The organism is Mycoplana sp. MJR14, assembly GCF_029210525.1.
Lineage (GTDB): Bacteria > Pseudomonadota > Alphaproteobacteria > Rhizobiales > Rhizobiaceae > Mycoplana.
Window position 1 is genome coordinate 348643 of record NZ_JARGEO010000001.1, and the last position, 18628, is coordinate 367270.

13 protein-coding genes and 4 pseudogenes are annotated in these 18628 nt (G+C 58.5%); 5 read left to right on the forward strand and 12 right to left on the reverse strand.

Annotated elements, in window-relative coordinates:
• Positions 1-35: 35 nt before the first annotated feature.
• Positions 36-329: a hypothetical protein gene (locus tag P0086_RS01715; protein WP_275782189.1), complete on the reverse strand. Its 294-nt coding sequence runs from the start codon at positions 327-329 to the stop codon at positions 36-38.
• A 914-nt stretch (positions 330-1243) separates the two neighbouring features.
• Between P0086_RS01715 and P0086_RS01720 the strand changes: the two genes are divergently transcribed.
• A complete protein-coding gene (locus P0086_RS01720) occupies positions 1244-1525 on the forward strand; it encodes an integrase core domain-containing protein (RefSeq protein ID WP_275782190.1) in 282 nt (93 codons plus the stop codon).
• A 1004-nt stretch (positions 1526-2529) separates the two neighbouring features.
• Here P0086_RS01720 and P0086_RS01725 read toward each other — a convergent pair.
• The 7 genes and pseudogenes from P0086_RS01725 to P0086_RS01755 all read right to left on the reverse strand — a co-directional run.
• Positions 2530-2738 (reverse strand): annotated as a pseudogene (locus P0086_RS01725) (integrase core domain-containing protein); the annotation flags it as partial.
• A gap of 2522 nt (positions 2739-5260) precedes the next feature.
• Positions 5261-5542: pseudogene (locus P0086_RS01730) on the reverse strand (tyrosine-type recombinase/integrase); the annotation flags it as partial.
• A gap of 273 nt (positions 5543-5815) precedes the next feature.
• A pseudogene (locus P0086_RS01735) lies at positions 5816-6240 on the reverse strand (type II toxin-antitoxin system VapC family toxin).
• Positions 6237-6461 (reverse strand): Arc family DNA-binding protein, encoded by a 225-nt coding sequence (locus tag P0086_RS01740; RefSeq protein WP_112594070.1) that lies wholly within the window; start codon positions 6459-6461, stop codon positions 6237-6239. The pseudogene P0086_RS01735 and the gene P0086_RS01740 overlap by 4 nt, the downstream one beginning before the upstream one ends.
• 133 nt (positions 6462-6594) lie before the next feature.
• Positions 6595-7641: a tyrosine-type recombinase/integrase gene (locus tag P0086_RS01745; protein ID WP_112594071.1), complete on the reverse strand. Its 1047-nt coding sequence runs from the start codon at positions 7639-7641 to the stop codon at positions 6595-6597.
• A complete protein-coding gene (locus tag P0086_RS01750; RefSeq protein ID WP_112594072.1) occupies positions 7641-8030 on the reverse strand; it encodes a type II toxin-antitoxin system VapC family toxin in 390 nt (129 codons plus the stop codon). The genes P0086_RS01745 and P0086_RS01750 overlap by 1 nt, the downstream gene beginning before the upstream one ends.
• The gene (locus P0086_RS01755) at positions 8030-8287 is read right to left on the reverse strand and encodes a type II toxin-antitoxin system VapB family antitoxin (RefSeq protein WP_112594073.1); all 258 of its coding nucleotides are present in this window, start codon (positions 8285-8287) and stop codon (positions 8030-8032) included. The genes P0086_RS01750 and P0086_RS01755 overlap by 1 nt, the downstream gene beginning before the upstream one ends.
• 168 nt (positions 8288-8455) lie before the next feature.
• Here P0086_RS01755 and P0086_RS01760 point away from each other — a divergent pair, with 168 nt between their 5' ends.
• Both P0086_RS01760 and P0086_RS01765 read left to right on the forward strand, forming a co-directional pair.
• Positions 8456-9409, forward strand: a complete 954-nt coding sequence (locus tag P0086_RS01760) for a DUF1403 family protein (RefSeq protein ID WP_275782191.1) — start codon at positions 8456-8458, stop codon at positions 9407-9409.
• Positions 9410-9411: 2 nt separating this feature from the next.
• Positions 9412-10143, forward strand: coding sequence for an SMC-Scp complex subunit ScpB (locus tag P0086_RS01765; RefSeq protein ID WP_275782192.1), 732 nt, complete (start codon positions 9412-9414; stop codon positions 10141-10143).
• Between the two features lie 549 nt (positions 10144-10692).
• On the opposite strand, the gene P0086_RS01770 is transcribed toward P0086_RS01765, so the two are convergent.
• The 3 genes and pseudogenes from P0086_RS01770 to P0086_RS01780 all read right to left on the reverse strand — a co-directional run bounded on the left by P0086_RS01770 (position 10693) and on the right by P0086_RS01780 (position 15113).
• Positions 10693-11610, reverse strand: a complete 918-nt coding sequence (locus P0086_RS01770) for a nucleotidyl transferase AbiEii/AbiGii toxin family protein (RefSeq protein WP_275782193.1) — start codon at positions 11608-11610, stop codon at positions 10693-10695.
• Complete coding sequence (locus P0086_RS01775) at positions 11600-12445, reverse strand: type IV toxin-antitoxin system AbiEi family antitoxin domain-containing protein (RefSeq protein ID WP_275782194.1); 846 nt, start codon at positions 12443-12445, stop codon at positions 11600-11602. Before P0086_RS01775 ends, P0086_RS01770 begins: the two co-directional genes overlap by 11 nt.
• 324 nt (positions 12446-12769) lie before the next feature.
• Positions 12770-15113: pseudogene (locus tag P0086_RS01780) on the reverse strand (hypothetical protein).
• Between the two features lie 191 nt (positions 15114-15304).
• Between P0086_RS01780 and P0086_RS01785 the strand changes: the two are divergent.
• Together P0086_RS01785 and P0086_RS01790 are read left to right on the forward strand one after the other, a co-directional pair.
• Entirely contained in the window at positions 15305-16216 is a 912-nt protein-coding gene (locus P0086_RS01785; protein ID WP_275782770.1) for an HNH endonuclease, read from the forward strand.
• Positions 16217-16254: 38 nt separating this feature from the next.
• Positions 16255-16482, forward strand: coding sequence for a hypothetical protein (locus P0086_RS01790; RefSeq protein WP_275782195.1), 228 nt, complete (start codon positions 16255-16257; stop codon positions 16480-16482).
• Positions 16483-16943: 461 nt separating this feature from the next.
• Here P0086_RS01790 and P0086_RS01795 read toward each other — a convergent pair whose 3' ends face one another.
• Positions 16944-18530, reverse strand: coding sequence for a TIGR04141 family sporadically distributed protein (locus P0086_RS01795; protein ID WP_275782196.1), 1587 nt, complete (start codon positions 18528-18530; stop codon positions 16944-16946).
• Between the last annotated feature and the right edge of the window lie 98 nt (positions 18531-18628).

Here is an 18628-nt window from a genome sequence, read left to right on the forward strand (position 1 = left end):
GCGTTACTCCACCCGCTCTTCTTCTGGTGTTGCGCTCATGATGTGTCGGAGATTCCCTCGGCATCATCGTCTGCACAATCGGCATCACAGATTTTGTGTTCGCTCCCACACAGGTTGCGCCAGTCCGTCGAGCTCGGCCGCGTCATCTTCTCGCCCTCGCGGCAAGAGAACTTCTCCCGCACGTTTTGAATCACCTTCCACCGACGCGGAATACGTAGGGGTTGTGTGACGGATGCGGCGTTCGAGGGCTTTGACAAGCTGAAGCGTTCTGCGGTCACCGCGACCACTTCGTCTTCACCGGAGTTTGCCTTGAGTTCCTCGCGCTGCAACGAGAGCCTTATCACGCAATGGTTTGCTTCGGGACCATAAATTGCCCTGGAGCTATACGGACCGACTTCGCACCTCATCGCAAACTAATCGAGGCGCTTTGGCCAGTCTAGTGGGCGCCACCATGTACCCGAGAGTCTCAGCCGGTCGGGCTCAAATAGCGTGGTCACCTTTCTGTCCATCAGTTCTGTTCCTGGAGTTTACCCCTCGGGCTGGACCACGGGACACGGACAAACTGATACGGTCTGCGGGCCTCAATCGGAGCAGGCTCATGAAGTCCCGAGGTCCATCTCGACGCCATTCGACGCCGTTCACATTGCAGCTTTGTCAGGACGGCGCTCGAACGCAAAGTCGGCCAGCTCACGATGGAGCTGGCCCTGGTTAAAAAGCACCGCGAGAGCCTTAAAGTTCGGTAGGCGAACTCGTTGAAAACATTGAGGACATCCAGGCGAACAGCCCTGCTACGCATACCGACGCGTACCGCAAGAGCTTCAGCGGAGAGGCCACCCGGTCAACCACAAGCGTGTCGCTCGCGTCATCGAGCCAGTGGCCTCGGAATCAAGCCTCGCGAGGGGTATGTTCGCACGACGGACAGCAGCCACCATTCCCCGGTCTACCCGAACCCTTATCGCAATTTGATCCCGGCGCGGCCCACTATGGTCTGGGTGGCCGACTTCACGCACGTCCGCATCACAGTCGGCCTCTGCTATCTGGCCGTCATTCTCGGCGCCAGCAGTCGGAAGTCGTTGGCCATGGACTGTCAAAACGCCTGGACACGCCGCTGGAATTGGCAGCTTTGCGACCCGCGTTCGAGAACCGATAGTCTCCTATCGGCTGCTTCACCACACCGACCGCGATGACAATATGCAAGCGAGACCTATCGCCGTGGCTTGATGCAGCGGGGCTGAGAGGCTCGATGAGTGCCGTCGGCAACCCTTATCACAATGCGTGGGTGGAGCGCTTTATGAAGACCTTGACAGTCGAGGACGCCTATACCACCGGCTACGAGACCTTCGCAGACGTCGCCGAGCGATTGCCGCGGTTCATCGAGGAAGACTACAATGCCACGCGGGTGCACTCAGCCCTTCGCTATCGATCGCCAGCAGAATTTGAAACCCAACTCGCCCAGCAGGCAGCTTCTTTCGAAGCGCCTCGCCGGTTCAGACCGAGGGGTTCAGATCCCGAGGTCACGATCTGACCCACCGTTGTATTGGCCTTGGGCTGCGCTGACCCGCTGACGGTACTCCGGATTTCATGGCCTGAACACACATTGGTCTTCTTCAATTTCTGCTGTTCATCGGCGCGTCAGTGATGTCGGCGATTGCTTTCGGTTGTGCTAAAAGTTGCCAGGTGCCAAGTAGATGAACGGGATGAGGTGGCGCGGCCGGCTACGATTGAACGAAACTGCTGCTGGACGATCTGAAACAGCATCGCAGCCTTGTGCGACCAATTGTGCACGGTCGCCGCTCGTAAGACGGCTATCCAGTATTAGCGTCCAGATATTTCATCAACAGGTCGATCCAGGTGCTGTGAGCGCCAGCGATCCTGCCCTCGGGCCGCAGGATGTTTTAAAGTCCGTGGCTAGGATTGGCTAACTTCTTTTTGGAAATTTGCCGCATCAATGCTTGGGTGTAGCCGACGGTGTTGAGCGGCAGCTCGGTCAAAGCCCTTTCGTGTGTGAAGGTCGAGTACGCTTGCAAGCCATTTCTGTAAATCGTCCAAAGACGGCATCGGTAGATCATACGCAAAAACAACCAGGAAGCTCGAGATTTTGCATATGAATGACGGTGGCCGATACCCTCGCTCGCCCGGCAGGCGGGGAACTTCACGATGCCGGTGGCGGTCGCTAGAGGGTGACGCTTAGAGTGACCTTAGGGTGACGTGCACTACTGGGAGCCGGTGAGCCGAGGCGACTGCGTCGCCCGCACTATTCGCGCATGACTGACGATATGACCGGATTAGGCTGCCAATGTTCAGGTCGACGGCATTGCCAGTGTCTCAGTCGCCTCGCCGTGGCACGCTTCTCCTCCCCTCCCCTCCCCTCCCCTCCCCTCCCTTTCACCGCACAAGTTCGGCAGCGACTACCTTCAAAAGGAAATCGACGGCGATAAAATGGACGGTGGATGACTTGCCCCATTGCTCCCTCGACCAAACGAGCGACTGCGGGCTTGAGATTGATAATTGGTGGAGTTTACTTTGGGTAAGCGCGCCTGGTGCGGAGCCGACAAATATATCGGGCGCCCTGCTCGCTTGGCCGGAGCGTTGGGTTCCTTACCGATGAATGTGGCCTGATGTCATTGTAGTCGTAACGCAAGAGCGCGAGCTTGCGGCGAGCGTCGTCCGGAGTGTCAAAGGCCTCGTTCGTGTGGGTTGCGGTTGAATGACTCTATGAAGGCGTTCCCGCGGGCCTGCTTCCGCCCGCGTCGTCCTCCTCCCGATAGAGCATATTCTCGTGGTAAATGGTCATGCCTTTGCGCTTGGGCAGGACGCCGATTCGGCGATGATGGAACGACTCCGCTCCCGGCAACGTCCAGATGTCTTCGAGAATGTCGGGGCTGTCCGGCGAGCATTGGCAGCGGACCGGGAGCCAGGTCACGGGTCTCAGCGGCGTTCGGCGTGCCTGAGATAGCTGAGTGCGGGAATTTTTAGTGGAAGCAACTGTCAGTGAGTCACGAGGCGCAATCGGTCGGACTACGCGCATTACGGGGCGCCAATCGTACAAGCAGAGGGCTCAAGCGGTGATCGGTTGAGGCCGCAGTTACTCGCTACGTGATCCTTCATTCCAGAATTCGTGCAGAAGACATTGACCCTTCAAAGGGTCAAAGAGAACATAACAAGAACGCATGGGCTGTCAGATGAGCAGTACGAACAAGTCGCCGCGAACGCGCTTGCCGCGGTCGTGATCTCAAGCACCGCAAACTTGCCCGTCGAGCGGAAGCATAAGTGGCTCGACCCGCCACTTCGCTTCCTACGTCCGCGGAAAGCGAGCACCCTCCGGTTAGCCTCCAATGTGGGCTGCTCCATCAGAGGAGGTTCTTACAACGGGGGTGGCGGCCGCAATTCCGGACGTGCATCGCGCCAACACGCTTGAGGTGATCAGAACGTTGCTGGCCAAAAAAGACTCGGTTGAAAGTAGCTTCCCAATCCGCCAGTCGCTATGGGACATCGTTCTTCGTGTAGATGGCGAACTCGTTCGGTTCCCGGATCGTGGGGACGGACGAATGAACATTGACGCAGGCTTGCTACCTTTCGGGGAAGTGTATCGTTGCGTCGTCATTCAGCGTTCGCCCGAACACTGTTGCCTATTTGGCGTACTTCTCCTGGCGAGCGGATGACCGGCGACTGCCCCTCCGAGATTGCCGAAGAAATGCATCCCCTCCCCTCTCCAGCCGCGATATCGCGGATGCGCGGGAGCGGGGCCGAGGCTCCAAGCTACAATGGCGCATCACATTGGGCGAAAGTGCCTTCGCTTTCGAAGAAGTCTAGGTTGAAATAATGGCGGCTCCTGCTGGCGCCACTCTAAGGTACAAGCCAACGACTTCGTTGTTGCCGCGCATGCATTGAACGTCAAAACGCCTTTTAGATCAGATAGTTATCTCCGTGGTCAGCTGACCACGCTGAGAAGCTGTATCCCTGCCGTGCCGGACTCCGGGAGGGTCCAAGGCTCGGTCTCACATTCATGCTGATTGCCTCTCTACCCGCCAATGCCCTAACTCGAGTATTGTTGTTTCGTGCGGCCTTGAGGCGCAGAAGTGTCGGTTGAAAAAATGGCAATCATGGGAACCGGTGGCCCCACTTATGTGACCCTAAGGTGCAAACCCAGGACTTCATCATTGCCGCGCATGCACTCAACGTCAGCACGTCCATTGGAAAGGCTAAAAAAAAGCCTTTTACGTCAGATAGTTATCGCGGTGGTCAGCTGACCACTTTGAGAAGCTGTATCCCTGCCATACGCGAATACGGGCGGGCCATGGCCCGACCTCATAGTCATTGGATGATGCCGCCCTACCCGCCAGTGCCCAACTCGAGTCTGGTTGATTCGTGTGGCAGAAAATATGGCTTCCTGGCCAGGAGGGCGGGTAACGCGCACAGCCAATGCGCTGCCACTTCGCCGTTTGCGGTCCGAGTCCCAGACATCGGGCTCAGTAACCGATGTTGAGCGGCCCCTGCCCAAGCGGAAGGCGGCTTAACAGCGGTCCGGACATGCTGCGATCAGTACATCTACGCTCAGCCGGGCCGCTGACGGCGACGATCCGAAGGCGCTGGTCCAAGTCAATAACCCTGCATTACCGAAGTGAACGCGCAGAACGAAGGCCGAGCCACTGCACTCCGCGGTGCCAACGCAGGTCAAGGCGCCGATGCTGTTGCAGCTCGGTGAATAGGTCCGGCGCGCTAGGGTGCCGCCTATGACGTATCGGCGACGGCTCTGCGGAGATGTACCCTCATCGCCGCCAAAAAGCCTAACGATCTGGTGGTTGATACCCGGTCGGCTAACGTTGCAGAGCAATAGAACTGGACGGAGCGCGGATGGAAACGTCTTTGATCAAGGTGACGCACCGGGGCTCTAAGTCGGCCGCTTAAGCCGTCGCATGGACTACCCGTCTTACGCAAGTTGCGGGGCTTTAGGCCAATGTCCCGTTGGGAAAGCGAACGTTCAAGAAAATGTACGCGGAAACCCTGGAGGCGAGGCCACAGAGACGGAACGGCAGATTTGAAATGCGGTTCCACGAGCTTCAATTGCCAAACCTGAAGGCTTTGGGGGCAAACCAGCTACCCTCCTCCAGCAGGTTTCGTGAACGCCAGGCAAGCTCTTCAAAACCGCGTTTCACGACGAGCGGCAAAGCTGCAGATCACACTGTTCCTTTGAAAAGCAATGTTGTGCCTGGCATGCTCCAGAGACTGGTGACGTCTGACCGACAGGCGAGGGGACAGGTCAGAGGCCCGATGCTTTGGTCAGATTGATTTGGAACCGGTCCCGTCGGCGCTGGTACCGGCGAGTCATCTCGACGCTGGCATGGCCCAGTTGCTTCTGCACATAGCGTTCATCAACCTCGGCGGACGAAGTAAGGCCGGCGCTTAGCGAGTGGCGAGAAAAGCGAAGGCTTCGTCCACCTTCGGGAAGCTCGCCGCGTATTCCGGCCGCCAGTGCCGTCTTCTTTACGAGGCGGGCTACTTACTGGTCGTTGAGCCGGTCAGGCCCGACGTTCTTGCCCTGGAAGGCTTTTCGAGGAAGACAGCGCCCACCTCAAGCCAGTGCGCGGTTACGTTCATGCTACTGCCGGGTTGGGGTGGAAGTATGCGCTGTGTCAGGTCCGGGCTCGACACATGCTTTGCCGGCAAACGGCGTCGACAGTCAATCTTTGGGTCGAAGGGGAGGCGGACTTGCGCCGCGCACTCACCTCTTCTGCTCGTTCATGGACTCCGACGCTGCAAGAGAGCATCTTCGCGCGATCTGCGGCAAAGTCGGCCTTTCTGCCACCGGAGAGGATCATTGCGGCATATTCCAGGGATCGATGACCTGCAGCCCTGCGGCTTCGAATGGACTGGTATCCCGTGTGGCGACCATCAAACCGCGCGCGGACGCCGTGGCGGCGACGTAGCCGTCTGCCTGACCGACAGCTCTTCCCGTTGCCCTCGCCGCCGCCATCAATTGGGCGTAAGCCCGCGAAGTGTCGAGGTCGAAGGACAGGATCCGACCGGAGAAAGCAGGCAAGACCTCTCGTTCCAGGCGCTCGTCATAGATCGAACGCCGTTTGCCCTCGGCATTGTTGCCACGCCGTAGCGTAATTCGGCGACAGTGATCGTGGACAGGCAGAGGGTTTCAACGATCTGCGCATCAATCCAGGCCAAAACGTTGGGGTCCGGTTCTTTTTTCCAAAGTTCGGAAATCACATTGGTATCGAGAACGATCATTCAAGATCATTGAAACGCTCTACTTCTGCGTCGGTGAGTTCGCCGGCTTCGCGGGCGATAGACGTCAGCAACGTGCCGAGCTTCAAACGCCCTTCGGGTTTGGCCGCTTGCTCCAAAATGCTGCGGATTTCAGCTTCGGCGCTGCGACCATGCATGACAGCCCGGGCGCGAAGTGCTCGATGGACGTCCTCCGGAACGTTTCGAATTGTGATCGAGGGCATTGCTTTGAAGCCTCTAAGATGATTGCGATGCTTGCAGTATAGGTAGGTGAAAGCATTCTTTAGATACGGGCATGATGAAAGCGCTGTCCCTCGCTGAGGTACCCGATTTCGCGCCGAAGAGGGGAGGGGACTATCATAGCCCGGACGCCTTGGTGAGGTTCACCCGGAAGCGATCGCGTCGGCGCTGATATCGACGGGTCATTTCTGCAGACGCATGGCCGAGTTGCTTCTGGACGTAGCGTTCGTCGATCTCGGCTGACGAGGCAAGGCCAGCACGCAACGAATGGCCGGCAAACTTCAGCCCCCGCTCGATCTCCGGAAGATCGCTACGGATACCTGCAGCCAAAGCCGTTTTCTTGACCAGCCGCGCCACTTCCTGGTCGTTGAGCCGGTCGGATCCGACATCTTTACCCTGGCTCGTAACGCGGCGGAAGAGGGGGCCTTTCGCAATCCGCGCAAACTTGATCCAGGTCTCGACGGCGGCCACCGGGCAGGTGGCGTCCGACGAACCGCGGCATATCTCGACCTCGCGCCAGCCGGTCTTGCCGCGCAGGGTCACCAGCAGTCCCTTGTCAAAAGTCTCGATCCAGCCGCGGCCGCCCTCCGTCTGATCGCGGCCAAGATCAAGCCCCGTGATTTCGGAGCGGCGCAGGCCGCCGGCGAAACCGATCAGCAGCATCGCCCGGTCGCGCAGGCCGCGCAGCGAACTGCGATTGAGCGTTTCGAGCATGGCGATCAGGTCTTCCGGCAGGATCGCCTCCTTCTGCCGGGGTGGTGCGGCGTGCCTGTTGCGGATGCCGGCCATGACAGTGGCGATGGCGCGGTCTTTGCGGTCGAGCGGCATGCCGCGTTGCGCGCAGTTCCAGCCGATGGCGGCAAGACGCCGCTCGATGGTCGAGACGGAGTTCGGCTTCATGCCGCCATCGGCGGCCCCTGACGCGCAGGCAGTGATGTAGAGCCCGACGACGTGCGGGGCCGGGGGGAGGGGAGACAGGTTGGAGCGCCGGCACCAGGCGGCAAAATGTTTCCAATCGCTAGCATACGCACGACGCGTGTTTGCGGAGCTGGCGGCCTCGACATAACCGCGGGCGCGGTCGGTCAGGTCCTGCAGATGGGCCGGCGGGGCAGGGGAGGGGACGATATTAGGGAGATCGTCGTCGGCGTCAGAGTCGCCGGTCATCAATACGCCGCCTCGATATCGGTTTGGGAAAAGTCGTTGCCGATAAACAGCAGCGGTTCGTCCGCACGTTTTGCCAGTGCGTAGGAGAGGCAATCGGCAAAATTCAACGCCGCCGGATGGCGGCTCTTGCCGTAGACAAGCCAAGCTTGCGTCGCCAGATCCACGAGATCGGCATCGATCGGAATGGTGTCCGCCTCGATCTTGCTGAGCCACAGATCGATCTCGGCCAGCGCATGTTCGCCGCGGCGGCTGACCAGCACCATGCGCGCCTCGAGCACGCAGGTCGCGGGAACCAGGCGGATCCGGTCAGCGACGAGGGCTAATTCCAGCCGCACCGCCTCGGGCTCATTGCGCAGGATCGCCACGATGGCGGAGGTATCGATCACCATCAGTTGGGAATTCCATGCTCGTCGTAGCCGATGATCTCTTCATCGCTGCGGTTGTCCAGTTCGGGCAGCCGGCCCACCCGCTCCCGGATCGCATGCAATTCTCCGAGCAGACGCTCCTGGGCCACATCGCCGTAACCCAGGCGATGCAGACGTTCGCTCAATGCCTGATGAATGGCCGCGGTCTTGCTGATCCCCTGGCGGCGCGCCAGTTCGTCGGCAAGCGCGACGGTTGCCGGGTTTTTGATGTTGAGAGACATCCAAGACTCCAGTATTCTACCTTTTTCGCATTTTCTACCCTGTTTCTCGAGCTTTGTCAAATATGACTGATAAGGCAATCTTATCAGTCATTATAAACTGATGACAAGCCGTGCGGTTCAGCTTGAAATCAATGGCATAAAGCGCACGATTGAAGTAGCCTTGCCGACATGGATTCGCCCGTCGCCTCGCTTGTTTTCTCCCTCGAGCTCCCCGCCGCTCTGCCCGGATGGGCCCTACCGCGCGGCCGTGAACCGAGTGAGCTTGAGGCCGCCTTCGCCGCCGGTATCGCACTGAAATCGCTCGATAATCTCGTTCAAAAGCAGCCCGTCTGGGCTGGCTGCTGGCGCGTGCGCCAAGGTTTAAAATGTGCCGCGGTTGCCGTGCGGTTGATGGGCCGCAACGAGGACGAAACGGCGCTACGCGACGCCTTGCTGCTAACCGCGGCTGGCGACGATCCCGGTCCCGCGGGAAAAGTGTTTTTGGCCACCAAAAGGCTTTCCACCCGAAAACCCGCCTTTTCCGCGAAAGCGGTCGCCGAACTTGCCGATCTATTGGGTCTGGCCTGGGACGATCGGCTCGCCACGGCCGTCGACCTTGCCGACGATGCGCTGCAATCGGGCCGCCCGGCACCGTTTGCAGCGGCGGAGCTGGTGACGGCGATTGTCGCCGTCCGCCCGGACGTCGAATCGTTGGCCTGGGCGCTCGCCGATAGCCTGATCGCCGCGATGCTGAAGTGGGAGCGTCCCGTGCCGCTGCTGATGGCGGAGCGCTATGGTTCGGCGTTCCGTACGCTCGGGGGCAGGGGGCGCGTGCGCCCTGGCGAGCCAGCTTTTCCGCGCGCCGTCTGCCTGGCCCTGGTCGAGGGGACGAGCGGCGCCCTGCGCGCGGCGAGTGAGATCGCCCGCCGTGCAGATGCCCTTCTGGCTGCCGCGCCGAAGGTGCGCACCAAGGGCGCCGGCGCCGTCATCCAAAAACTGCTTGAGGAAGACGCCGTGCCGGCCGCCGCGCCTGGCAGCCATCTCTCCCGCTGGGCCGCAACGCGGCTGTTCGAGCGGCTCGAAAGTTTTGGCGCCGTGCGCGAACTCTCGGGCCGGACCTCGTTCCGGATTTTTGGATTGTGACGATGTCCGGACCGAGCGCAACCAGGACATCTCGTGGAAGCAAATCGAGGTCGGAGGATGAAATCCTCTATGACCGCGAACTCGAGGATCTGCCGCCGGAGCTGCGCTGGCGCGAATGGATGCTGCGGGCCGAGGCGGTGATTTTTGCGTCCGCCGAGCCGGTCGACCGCCAGACGCTAGCGCGAGTGGTCGGTAAGGATTGCAGCATCGATCTGCTGATCGACGATCTCCAGGAGGAACTGCGCGACCGGCCCTACGAACTGGTGCCGGTCACCGGCGGCTGGCAGCATCGCACTCGGACTCGCTTTGCCGAGACGATCCGCGTTTCGTCGGCGCCGACGCGGGGAGGGGCGGCGGCGCTGTCGGAGTTCGAGGCTATGGTGCTGATGGCGGTGGGATATTTCCAGCCGGTGACCCGTGGGGAGCTGTCGAAAATCTTCGGCAAGGAGGTCAGCCGCGACACGATTGGTTCGCTGCGCGCGGCAGGCTTCATCGCCTCCGGGCCGCGCAACCCGACACCCGGCGCGCCCTACACCTATGTGACGACCAGGCACTTCCTCTCCGCATTCGGTATGGAGACCTTGCGCGACCTACCGGATATCGAGGCGCTCGAGGATGCGGGACTGCTAAGGCGTTTTGTCGGCACCCAGATGCGGGACGAGGCGTTGACAGATGACGAGGTGATAGGCGGCGCACCGCTCACTAGCCCGGACAATACTGAGTACCACGGGTAATTGTTGGTGGACGAAGATCGTCCAGCGAATTTTCGCTTGTCGTGATCTTTGGTCGCGCGCGTATGCGGTTATCGACGGTGCCAGACCTGCACAAGGCGTAACCACGGATTTTTCGCTACGAACGGACGGGCCGATGAAGCTCCTTCGATTTCCTCGGGGCTTGCGAACAGGACATAATTGACCCCGCGCTCACCGGTGGCGCTTCGATACATCAGCCCGTCAATCCTGCCGCCCTCGAAACGGAAATCCCTAAGGAACTCGGTGAAGACTTGGGTAGGGATATAGTCGATGTTAATCCGATCATTTCTGTCGACAGGTTCGATAATGATGTCGCTGAACTCGTGTAGAAAGGCGAGCGTCAGTTTTTCCCGACGTCCGGCGTGAGAGAAGAAGCCAGGGACGGGCGGTAGCCGGGCGAGATTCAGCAGTCTGATTGGTCTGGTCGTGCAAGGTGGTAATATGCGCACCCTGCAATCAATTGCCCCGGTGATGGATGTACCAACAACTGACGCGCCGGGCCAGAGTGCTTTTAAGGCGGGCTTAGCTCCATCACTCGAAAAGGCCTTCGATCTCGTCTCGCTGTTGTTCGTGCTTCCTCGGATTGTGATCCTTCAGTTTTTGTAGATTGAGCAGCTTCCATCTCACCGCAGGAAGGTTCGCGGCTTGCGGAAGTCCGACAACATCGAAATCGGGTTCACAGTCGTGTAGCGACAGGAGAAACGTTCTCGCGTGAACATCCAGCTTGTCACGAATGTCGGCGAGTAGCCGCCTTCGAACTTCCAGCAAATCTTCCAATTTTACAGGCTCGACGGTCATCCCTTCAAATTCTTGGCGGAAGGTGGCTTCGATATCAGTGATGCTCGGGGCTAGCAGTTCGTGCGGCGGCCGGCCCGAGCTCGCGACGTAGATCAAGAACGTTCTGAACAGAGCGTCCGTGAAGCCTTCATTTGCATACAAGAGCTTCACATCGAACAAATCGCGCGGATGCTGTCGGTCAACTGCCGCATGTAGCTTACCTCCAAAGAGGTCCTCGAACGACAGAACCTGCATTTCGGCGAAGCCGAACTCGTCTTCGACCTTTTCGCTGACTGTCCGGATATCAACCGGATGCACGGATCCTCTTGCGACCGGAGAGGTCTCGACTTTGATGACGGTAGCGCCTTGGCTGACTTCGAGACGGGTTTCGTTGCCTCCGCCGCCGGCAATTCGTCTCATTTTTGCGCCGCGCAGGTGTTGCGAGATGTTGCTGCCGATCCGATCAAGCGTCTCGTCGATGTCCCTCAGGCTTTCCTCCCGCGGCTTCACGGGCAGATATGTCAGATCGATATCCACCGACAGGCGTGGCAGGTCCCGGTAGAAGAGGTTGATGGCGGTTCCGCCCTTTAGTGCAAAGGCTTTTTCCTCTCCGATATAGGGCAGCGAACGCACCAGAAGCTGAACTTGGGAGACGTATTGTTCACGGGCCATCGGCAGCCTCAGGTAGTTGGGGCAAGAATTCAGGTGGCACCGTTATGCGATATCTCGGGTGCAATTTTCCCCCTTTGTAGAAGGCTCGGTCGCCAGAGCCAAGGTCGACCTCCGATGGGTGGATGTGCTTTCGCCAGGCGTGAGCGTGCTTGTCCGCGAAGACAAAGAAGAGCCTTTTGACCTGGACCTTCCGGCAGCTTTTTAGCAAAGCCGTCAGGCGCCGCGGTCTCAGATTCGCAAGGCTCTCGAATATCGTATCGAGGGTATGAAAACTCTCATTGTCGGGCAATTCATCAAGCGCTTCGAGGATCGCGCGTTCAGCGCTGGAGGCTTTCAAAGGCCATTGCCAAGGGCTGAGCGCCAGATTGCTGTCCGCGCTGAGGTTGACGTCGGCATTATCGACACCCAGACTAGCATCGTCGAAGAGCCGTGTGTTGCGTATGGAGAGCCGTGCCGTTAGCGGCAATTTGGTCAGCCAGCTTGGCGGTCTTTCCGAATAGAGGTAGACGGTTTCCCTGCTGCCCAAGGGCAAGTAGTGAACATGGCCGCCGAGAGCCAAGGCGGTCAACCCTCCGACGTGCAGATCATAGCCCATTATTTGCTGTGCGGACAAAACAGGTATCGTCCAGTCACGGGCGGTGTCCGGGTGCCCTGTGAGGGAGAGCGGTCGTCGGTACACGCCACGACTGAGAGGCTCGAGCCAATGCCGGCGAAGATAGTCATGGGTAGAGCTCCGGCTGATGCCATGCTTTGTCATCCACGCCGAGTCGACCAGAAACCCTGGTGGTATCTGTGCGAGCAGGAACTTTAATTTTTCTTCTTTTTGTCCGTTCATGGTTGACAAGATAGCCTAAACTCAAAGTCATTTCCATAGATGTCTTTGAGATTCCGGACAAAAGTCCGTCTTGAGCGCACAAAACATAACGATTTCAAAGTCCCTGGCGCTCGTATTCCTCAACGGAAATGGTCGCACGCACCACGCTTGCCGAAGCAAATGCGTGGGTCCGGAAGGACCGTGATCATCAGCACGACAAAACGCGACAGCCAACGTGCATGCGGAGCGTTACGAATGACTGACGTGAGGTCATGCAAGCACGTGGCCGGCCAAGACGCTAGTTTCGATTTCCGAACAGGTTGGCTATCCGCAGCGCCGAGGCTGCTACGCTGCCTCCCAGACCTGATTGAGAATGCGGGCCGCGAGTGCTGCCTTATCCTGCGGCAGGAAACGCCCATAGTGGTTGGCTACCATTTCCGGGGTGTCCTGAATCGCATAGCTCGCCTGCTCGTAGGAGCCCGTTTGTTTCAGGATATGGGTGGCGAGCACGTCGCGGACATTATGCGGTCCGTGCGGCAGCAGACCCTTGATCGCGCCGCGGCCAGTATAGGGATTGTAAATGCCATAGCGCTGGATCGTCAGACGCCAGGCTTCATAGAAGGTCGTCTGGTTATAGGCAGCATCCTTGCTGCTGGTTTTCACCGTCTTCACAAACAGCGTGCCGGGATCGTCGGCTCCGGCGAGGAGCACCCCGCGATGGCGGTCGATGTAGGCGTTGAGGTATTTGTAGAGGTCCAGAAGATCCGGCAGGATCAGCCGGAAGGGTTTGGAACCGAAGAACGAGGAGTTGGCATTCTTGAAAGCGTTGGACGGGATCAAGACCTCCCAGCCGCGGTCGCGATCGCTCCAACGGATTTCGCCGCGCTTCATATCTTCAAGCCGGCGCTCCGATGTCGGGAAATGCCCGCGTGGGCAGACAAGCAATTGCCGAAGGTTCTTCTGACGAAGCCCGAGATGCAAGCCGAGCCGCAGCATCAGGAATGATCGGACCGCCTCGGCGGCGGCTCGGGGATAGCGATCCTCGTCCGGCATGCGTTTCAGAATTTCGTCGGTGATCTTGCGGTATTCGGCGAGCGGGCTGTCCGCCTCGAGCACGCACATGATCGGCTCGAACGGCCCTATGAACCCGCATCACCCGCTGGATCTCCTTCGAGCGATGTGACGCGTGCTTGAAACAAGCTTCGCAGACCGCACGCCAATCCCGCTCGGCTGCGGCGATCTCAGCCGCGGAGATCAGTCCGGGGATGGCTTTCACGTTCCGGACGAGCTCCGGATGCTGCCAGAGCCAGCCTGTTTCGGCGCGCACCAGATTGAGAAGAACGTTCAGCATGTCCTCTTCCCACTGGGTGTAGAAGCCGCGCCGGCGTTCGCGCCATTGCAGATACCAGTCCCAAACGCCAGGAAAGACCAGGAGACCGAAGGTCAGGTGGCTGAGGGGAAGGCCGTAGCCCTTGACGGCGCCATTGGGCGATGCTGCCAATGCCCCGAACATCAATCCGAGATGCTCGATCTTTTGCGATGCCGTTTCTTCTCCCCAGACTCCGTTACGCTGAAAACCGAGGGCCGTCAGCGTCGCCGTCTTGAAGCGGATGAGATTGGCCATTTCCATGGCTAGCCGGGGTGGGGCGTCGACGACACCCGAAAGAAGGTCAGGGTCTTCAATCGCCACATGATCGTCGCCATGCTCCGAATGCAGCGCATCCGCTGATGCTCGTGGTGACAGAGAGCCGCCGTAAGAAATCGCGGGGAAGCGGATGGCGTAGCGTTGCTTCGTCGCCATGGCCTGGAAACGGCGGTAGTCGGTCGAACCTGAAATGATCACGCGACGCACCCATTCCAGAATTTCTTCGCGTTTGCTGAAGGGTAGACTGCTGAAGTTGTCCGGCAGATGCCAGGCCAACCGCCGCCGCTCCGCGGGACCAATGTCACTTCCGACGTCATGGCCGGATGCCGAGCGCGACTGATGCGGCAGCTTGGCTTTGAAGTAGCCTTCGGGCAGCCTGTATCGACGCTCGATGCGAGAGAGAATTTCGAAACTGTCGAGCGACCGCGGTACCTTGATGCCCTTGGTCCAGCTCAGCAGGCTCTTGTGGTCGAAGGCATCATCGTCCCCGACGACGGCGCGATGCAGATGCCAGTAGCTGTCGCCGTGTCGGCGCATATGGTAGATCAGCGCCTCTTGAAAGCCTTCAGGCTCATCGGTCCAGTCGAATAGAGGGTTGGGGAACGCCTCGATGGGCTTCGGTTGGACTCCCGGCTTCGCTCTTGCGTGCTCCACGTTGATAGATCGCACTGTAGGACTCTGACGAGCGACCGTTGTCCAGGCCGGACCGGCCCCAGGCTTTCGCTTTGGGCGCTCAGCGGTTGGCCGATCATCCTCCTCCGACTGTTCCTTGTTTACCCATCGAGTGATTGCCTCCAATCCCGGCAAGAGGTTCTTCTTCAGTTCCGGCGTCAGTTCAGCTTCGATGCTGCACGCCTCCGCGACTGCCTGCCAATCGATGCGACCGGTCCGCGTGGGCGGCAACTTCCGATAGATGATCAGGCTGATGAGATACGGCTTGATGTTCTCGAGACCTCGCTTTGAGGCGACCGGAGCAATGCGCACCTGGCAGAACTCGGAAATCTTGCGCTGAAAATGAAGAGAAGAAGCAGATTGGTTTTTCATTGGCCTATGCAGTTCACACGACATGGACCGGCTTACATGCCGGGCGTGGCCTGCTAAGGCGATGCGGTTAATGAAAGGTGAATCTGGATCGGAGTCGACTGTGTCCCGGGTCAACGTTTTCGACGGCTCGTGCCAGCTCGGCGCATCTACAACCCTGTCGAGCAGGTTCGAGAACGTGTTATATGGGCATCATGGGATTCGGGGTTTTCATTCACCGCACAGATTCGATCTACGACGATAGCCCGGCTGAACAATATCAGTTCCCGAGCCAGTACTTGGGCCGGGTCCAGGCTTGCATTGGCGACTGGATCATCTACTACGAACCGAGAAAAGTTGCCGAGACACGCGGTTATTTTGCGATCGCAAAGGTCGGCCAGGTCATTCCGGACCCCAAAGCGCCCGGCATGTACCTCGCGCTCATTGAACCGGGGACTTATCTCGACTTCGTCGATCCGGTTCCATTCAGCAATGCCGAGGGGGTCATCGAACGTGGGGTGCTCAACGAAGAAGGACGCATCTCCGGACGAGCACAATCAGCCGTGCGGCCGATTTCTCCAGCTGACTTCAACCACATCGTCGCATTGGGCTTGGACGAGCATGAGCCTGAACTGCCACGGGTGGATGAGCCAGGGACCGTTGCTGCAGCGTCTGGCTTTGCCGAAGGAGGGCAGGCACCGTTTGCCTTCGAACAGGAGCGTGATCGCGTCGCTCAGTTCACTTCCCGGATCGTCCGCAATCGGCTTTTTCGCCGCTTGGTCTTGCAGGCCTACGGCAAGCGCTGTGCGGTCACGGGCTTGAAGCTCATCAACGGTGGCGGCCGAGCGGAAGTGGATGCCGCGCATATCCGGCCTGTGGAGGCGAATGGACCTGATATCCTGACCAACGGCATTGCCCTGTCGGGAACCGCGCATTGGATGTTCGACCGCGGACTGATCAGCTTATCGGATGACCTCGACATCATGATCTCAAGGCAGGCCAACGATCCGGACAGCATTCGAGGTCTAGTCAACAAGACCGGCAGGGCCATTGTGCCACCGCGACCGTTCGAGAGGCCACATCCGCATTTTCTGCAGTGGCACCGAGAGAACTGCTTCAAGCAGTGAGATCTGTAAATCTGCAAGGGGAACCGGGGATATGTGCAATGGCATTGGGGCAGGTCATCAACTTTAAGAATGGCTCATATGACGTTCGCGCGATTGTAGATGGCCGCTTCGTCGTTCGGATTCGTAATCGCGCGACTGGAAAAGAGAGCTACAAGGTGTGGACAGAAGAAGAACGTGCGAAGTTCGATCAAGATCAGGACGTCGCTGCGGATAAAGACGACCGATTGTCAGATCTACGAGCGACGCCTTGCTGGAGAAACATATAAAAGTTTGGCACGGGAATTCGGATTGAGTTCCACGACGATCACGCAAATCTGCGCGCGGCAAGCAAGAAAGGAAAAGTTCGGCTCCAGGACGTGAGTGCGCTTTGATTGCCGTCGTATCGCTGATAGCGCCTCAGCTTGCCAACTTGAATTTCACCTGGCCCAGGTCGGGCCATCAGCTTTCGCGAGGACAGACAAGACCCACAATGGCGGGGTCGACAGTCCGACTCCAATCAACTGCGAGCTTCGGCAGCTCTGCGGCCCATCCCAGTCATTCCGGAAGAACCATGCGGTTTCCAAGCGTCGCCTTACCGCGGACCAGGATCGCCAAAACCTATCATTGTTCTGAATTCCAGATCTGGTGGCTAATCGACCAGCTTTAGCGGAGGTCGTTCAAAAAAGGCGTCGAGAACAAAGCTGAGCATGAGAAGGCAGCCGACGAGGTTCAGGACCCGTACGCAGCCTCAGGCCTCTTTCGCTGCATCTTCGGGTGCTTCCGCCGTCGATCGGATGCCCTTTTTCGTCACGGTGTAGCCGTACCCCCGCAGCCGACGATGAGCATTGCGCAGTCCCACCTTGCTAAAGAAGGGAATGTCGAATTCCCGTCCGGGCGGCATGATGATCCCAAAGGTTACCTCGTAGTTCTGAATCGGCGGCCGAGCGTCGGTATCCTCGAATTTTCGGGCATCGGGTAGCTTGGCGTTCACCTTGGCTCGGAAAGCGGCATCCGAGGCGAACAGTTCGCCTGCGACCACACCTTGGTTAAACAGGTGGCTCAATTGAGCCGATCCGCTGTACCTCTTAATGTGAGCGAATTGATTGTCGGCTGTGAAGATGTCGCAGAACTCAATCCTGCTATGACCTCCGCCATGTACGATATTATCCGCGTCCAAGCAAACGGACCCTGGGAGCCCTGCTGCGGCTGCGGCGTTGTATGCTCCTTCGCTCTCGTGGTGGTAATCGGGTAAATCCAAGGTGGATTCCGGCATTGCTATAAAATCAGCCTGCACCTCCTCCGTGAAGTCCACCGCGATTTCATACCACTTTCCGTTGTTGAGGATGCACACTTTCCCGTCGAGGGGAGCTTCGGCGTAAATGCATCGATAGGCGGACCAGTGATCGAACGGCTCGTCGTCCTCAACCGCGATGGCGTGGACCAACCGACCCTTCAGAACTTCCAAAGTCACGGGCTTGTCGCCAAGCGACGCTAGGAATTCAGCGACCTCCAGATCGGCGTGCAGATCACCGCGCTTCGGCGCGCCGTACTTGAAGCCCTTGAGTTTAACCCAGTCGATAACAACGGGGGGTGCCATCCAGATATAATCGAGTTCGTTGGCGGCAAGTCGATCCACCAACCATTTGTTCAACTCCAGAATGCGGTTCGGATTTCGAACGTCACGGATTTGATCGATCCACTTGAAGTCCGTCTCGTAAGCTTCGCTCATATATTTTTCGAGGCAAACCTCCAGTAGGGCGTCGAGCGAAGGAAAATCGACCTTGATGGACAACGACAGGGCATCGCGGCCAGAAACCGTTTTTCCCAAGCGCGCGTCCTTGGAACGGCCAGTCACGCCATTAAGCAAATCCTGCTCGATATCGATCCCAAAGCTCGCGGCTTCGCTCTCGCGGCTGACCTGTTCGCGGCTTTGTTTCGGAGATGATCCAAGGACTGTTCTGTCAATGCTACGCAAACTGTCCCGCGCGACGCTGTTCAGGACAACCTTCATGCCAAATCGCTCTTCGAGCACTCCCTCTTCGAGGAAGAAGCGCCCACCGCCGAACGCAACGGCGAACGTACGAGTATGTTCGCCCCAAGTCGCTTGCTTCACCAAAAGGCCACGCGAGCTCGTCTTTTTGAAATTGAATTTCCCATCGAGTTCATTGCCAAAGAAATCAGACACCCAATCCGGCACTCCGACAAAGGAATCCTTGCCGTAAAATTGGCTTCCGTCCGAAAGCTCGATGGCTTCCCAACCTTCTTGAACGTATCGGGCGATCTCCGGATCATCCTTGAACAAATAGATGTTGAGCCGATTTGTTTTGTCAGCCATCGCCAAGCCCTCCCCATTTGGAAAGTTAGCTCAGGTATCAAGTAGAATGCAACTTATACGATACGTCCATTATGGAAGTATATTACCAACTAACAACT

Coding starts and splice junctions, on each gene's coding strand:
- P0086_RS01720 (WP_275782190.1), top strand. CDS start 1,244: ATGAGTGCCGTCGGCAACCCTTATCACAATGCGTGGGTGGAGCGCTTT.
- P0086_RS01740 (WP_112594070.1), bottom strand. CDS start 6,461: ATGCCCTCGATCACAATTCGAAACGTTCCGGAGGACGTCCATCGAGCA.
- P0086_RS01745 (WP_112594071.1), bottom strand. CDS start 7,641: ATGACCGGCGACTCTGACGCCGACGACGATCTCCCTAATATCGTCCCC.
- P0086_RS01750 (WP_112594072.1), bottom strand. CDS start 8,030: ATGGTGATCGATACCTCCGCCATCGTGGCGATCCTGCGCAATGAGCCC.
- P0086_RS01755 (WP_112594073.1), bottom strand. CDS start 8,287: ATGTCTCTCAACATCAAAAACCCGGCAACCGTCGCGCTTGCCGACGAA.
- P0086_RS01760 (WP_275782191.1), top strand. CDS start 8,456: ATGGATTCGCCCGTCGCCTCGCTTGTTTTCTCCCTCGAGCTCCCCGCC.
- P0086_RS01765 (WP_275782192.1), top strand. CDS start 9,412: ATGTCCGGACCGAGCGCAACCAGGACATCTCGTGGAAGCAAATCGAGG.
- P0086_RS01770 (WP_275782193.1), bottom strand. CDS start 11,610: ATGGCCCGTGAACAATACGTCTCCCAAGTTCAGCTTCTGGTGCGTTCG.
- P0086_RS01775 (WP_275782194.1), bottom strand. CDS start 12,445: ATGAACGGACAAAAAGAAGAAAAATTAAAGTTCCTGCTCGCACAGATA.
- P0086_RS01785 (WP_275782770.1), top strand. CDS start 15,305: ATGGGATTCGGGGTTTTCATTCACCGCACAGATTCGATCTACGACGAT.
- P0086_RS01790 (WP_275782195.1), top strand. CDS start 16,255: ATGGCATTGGGGCAGGTCATCAACTTTAAGAATGGCTCATATGACGTT.
- P0086_RS01795 (WP_275782196.1), bottom strand. CDS start 18,530: ATGGCTGACAAAACAAATCGGCTCAACATCTATTTGTTCAAGGATGAT.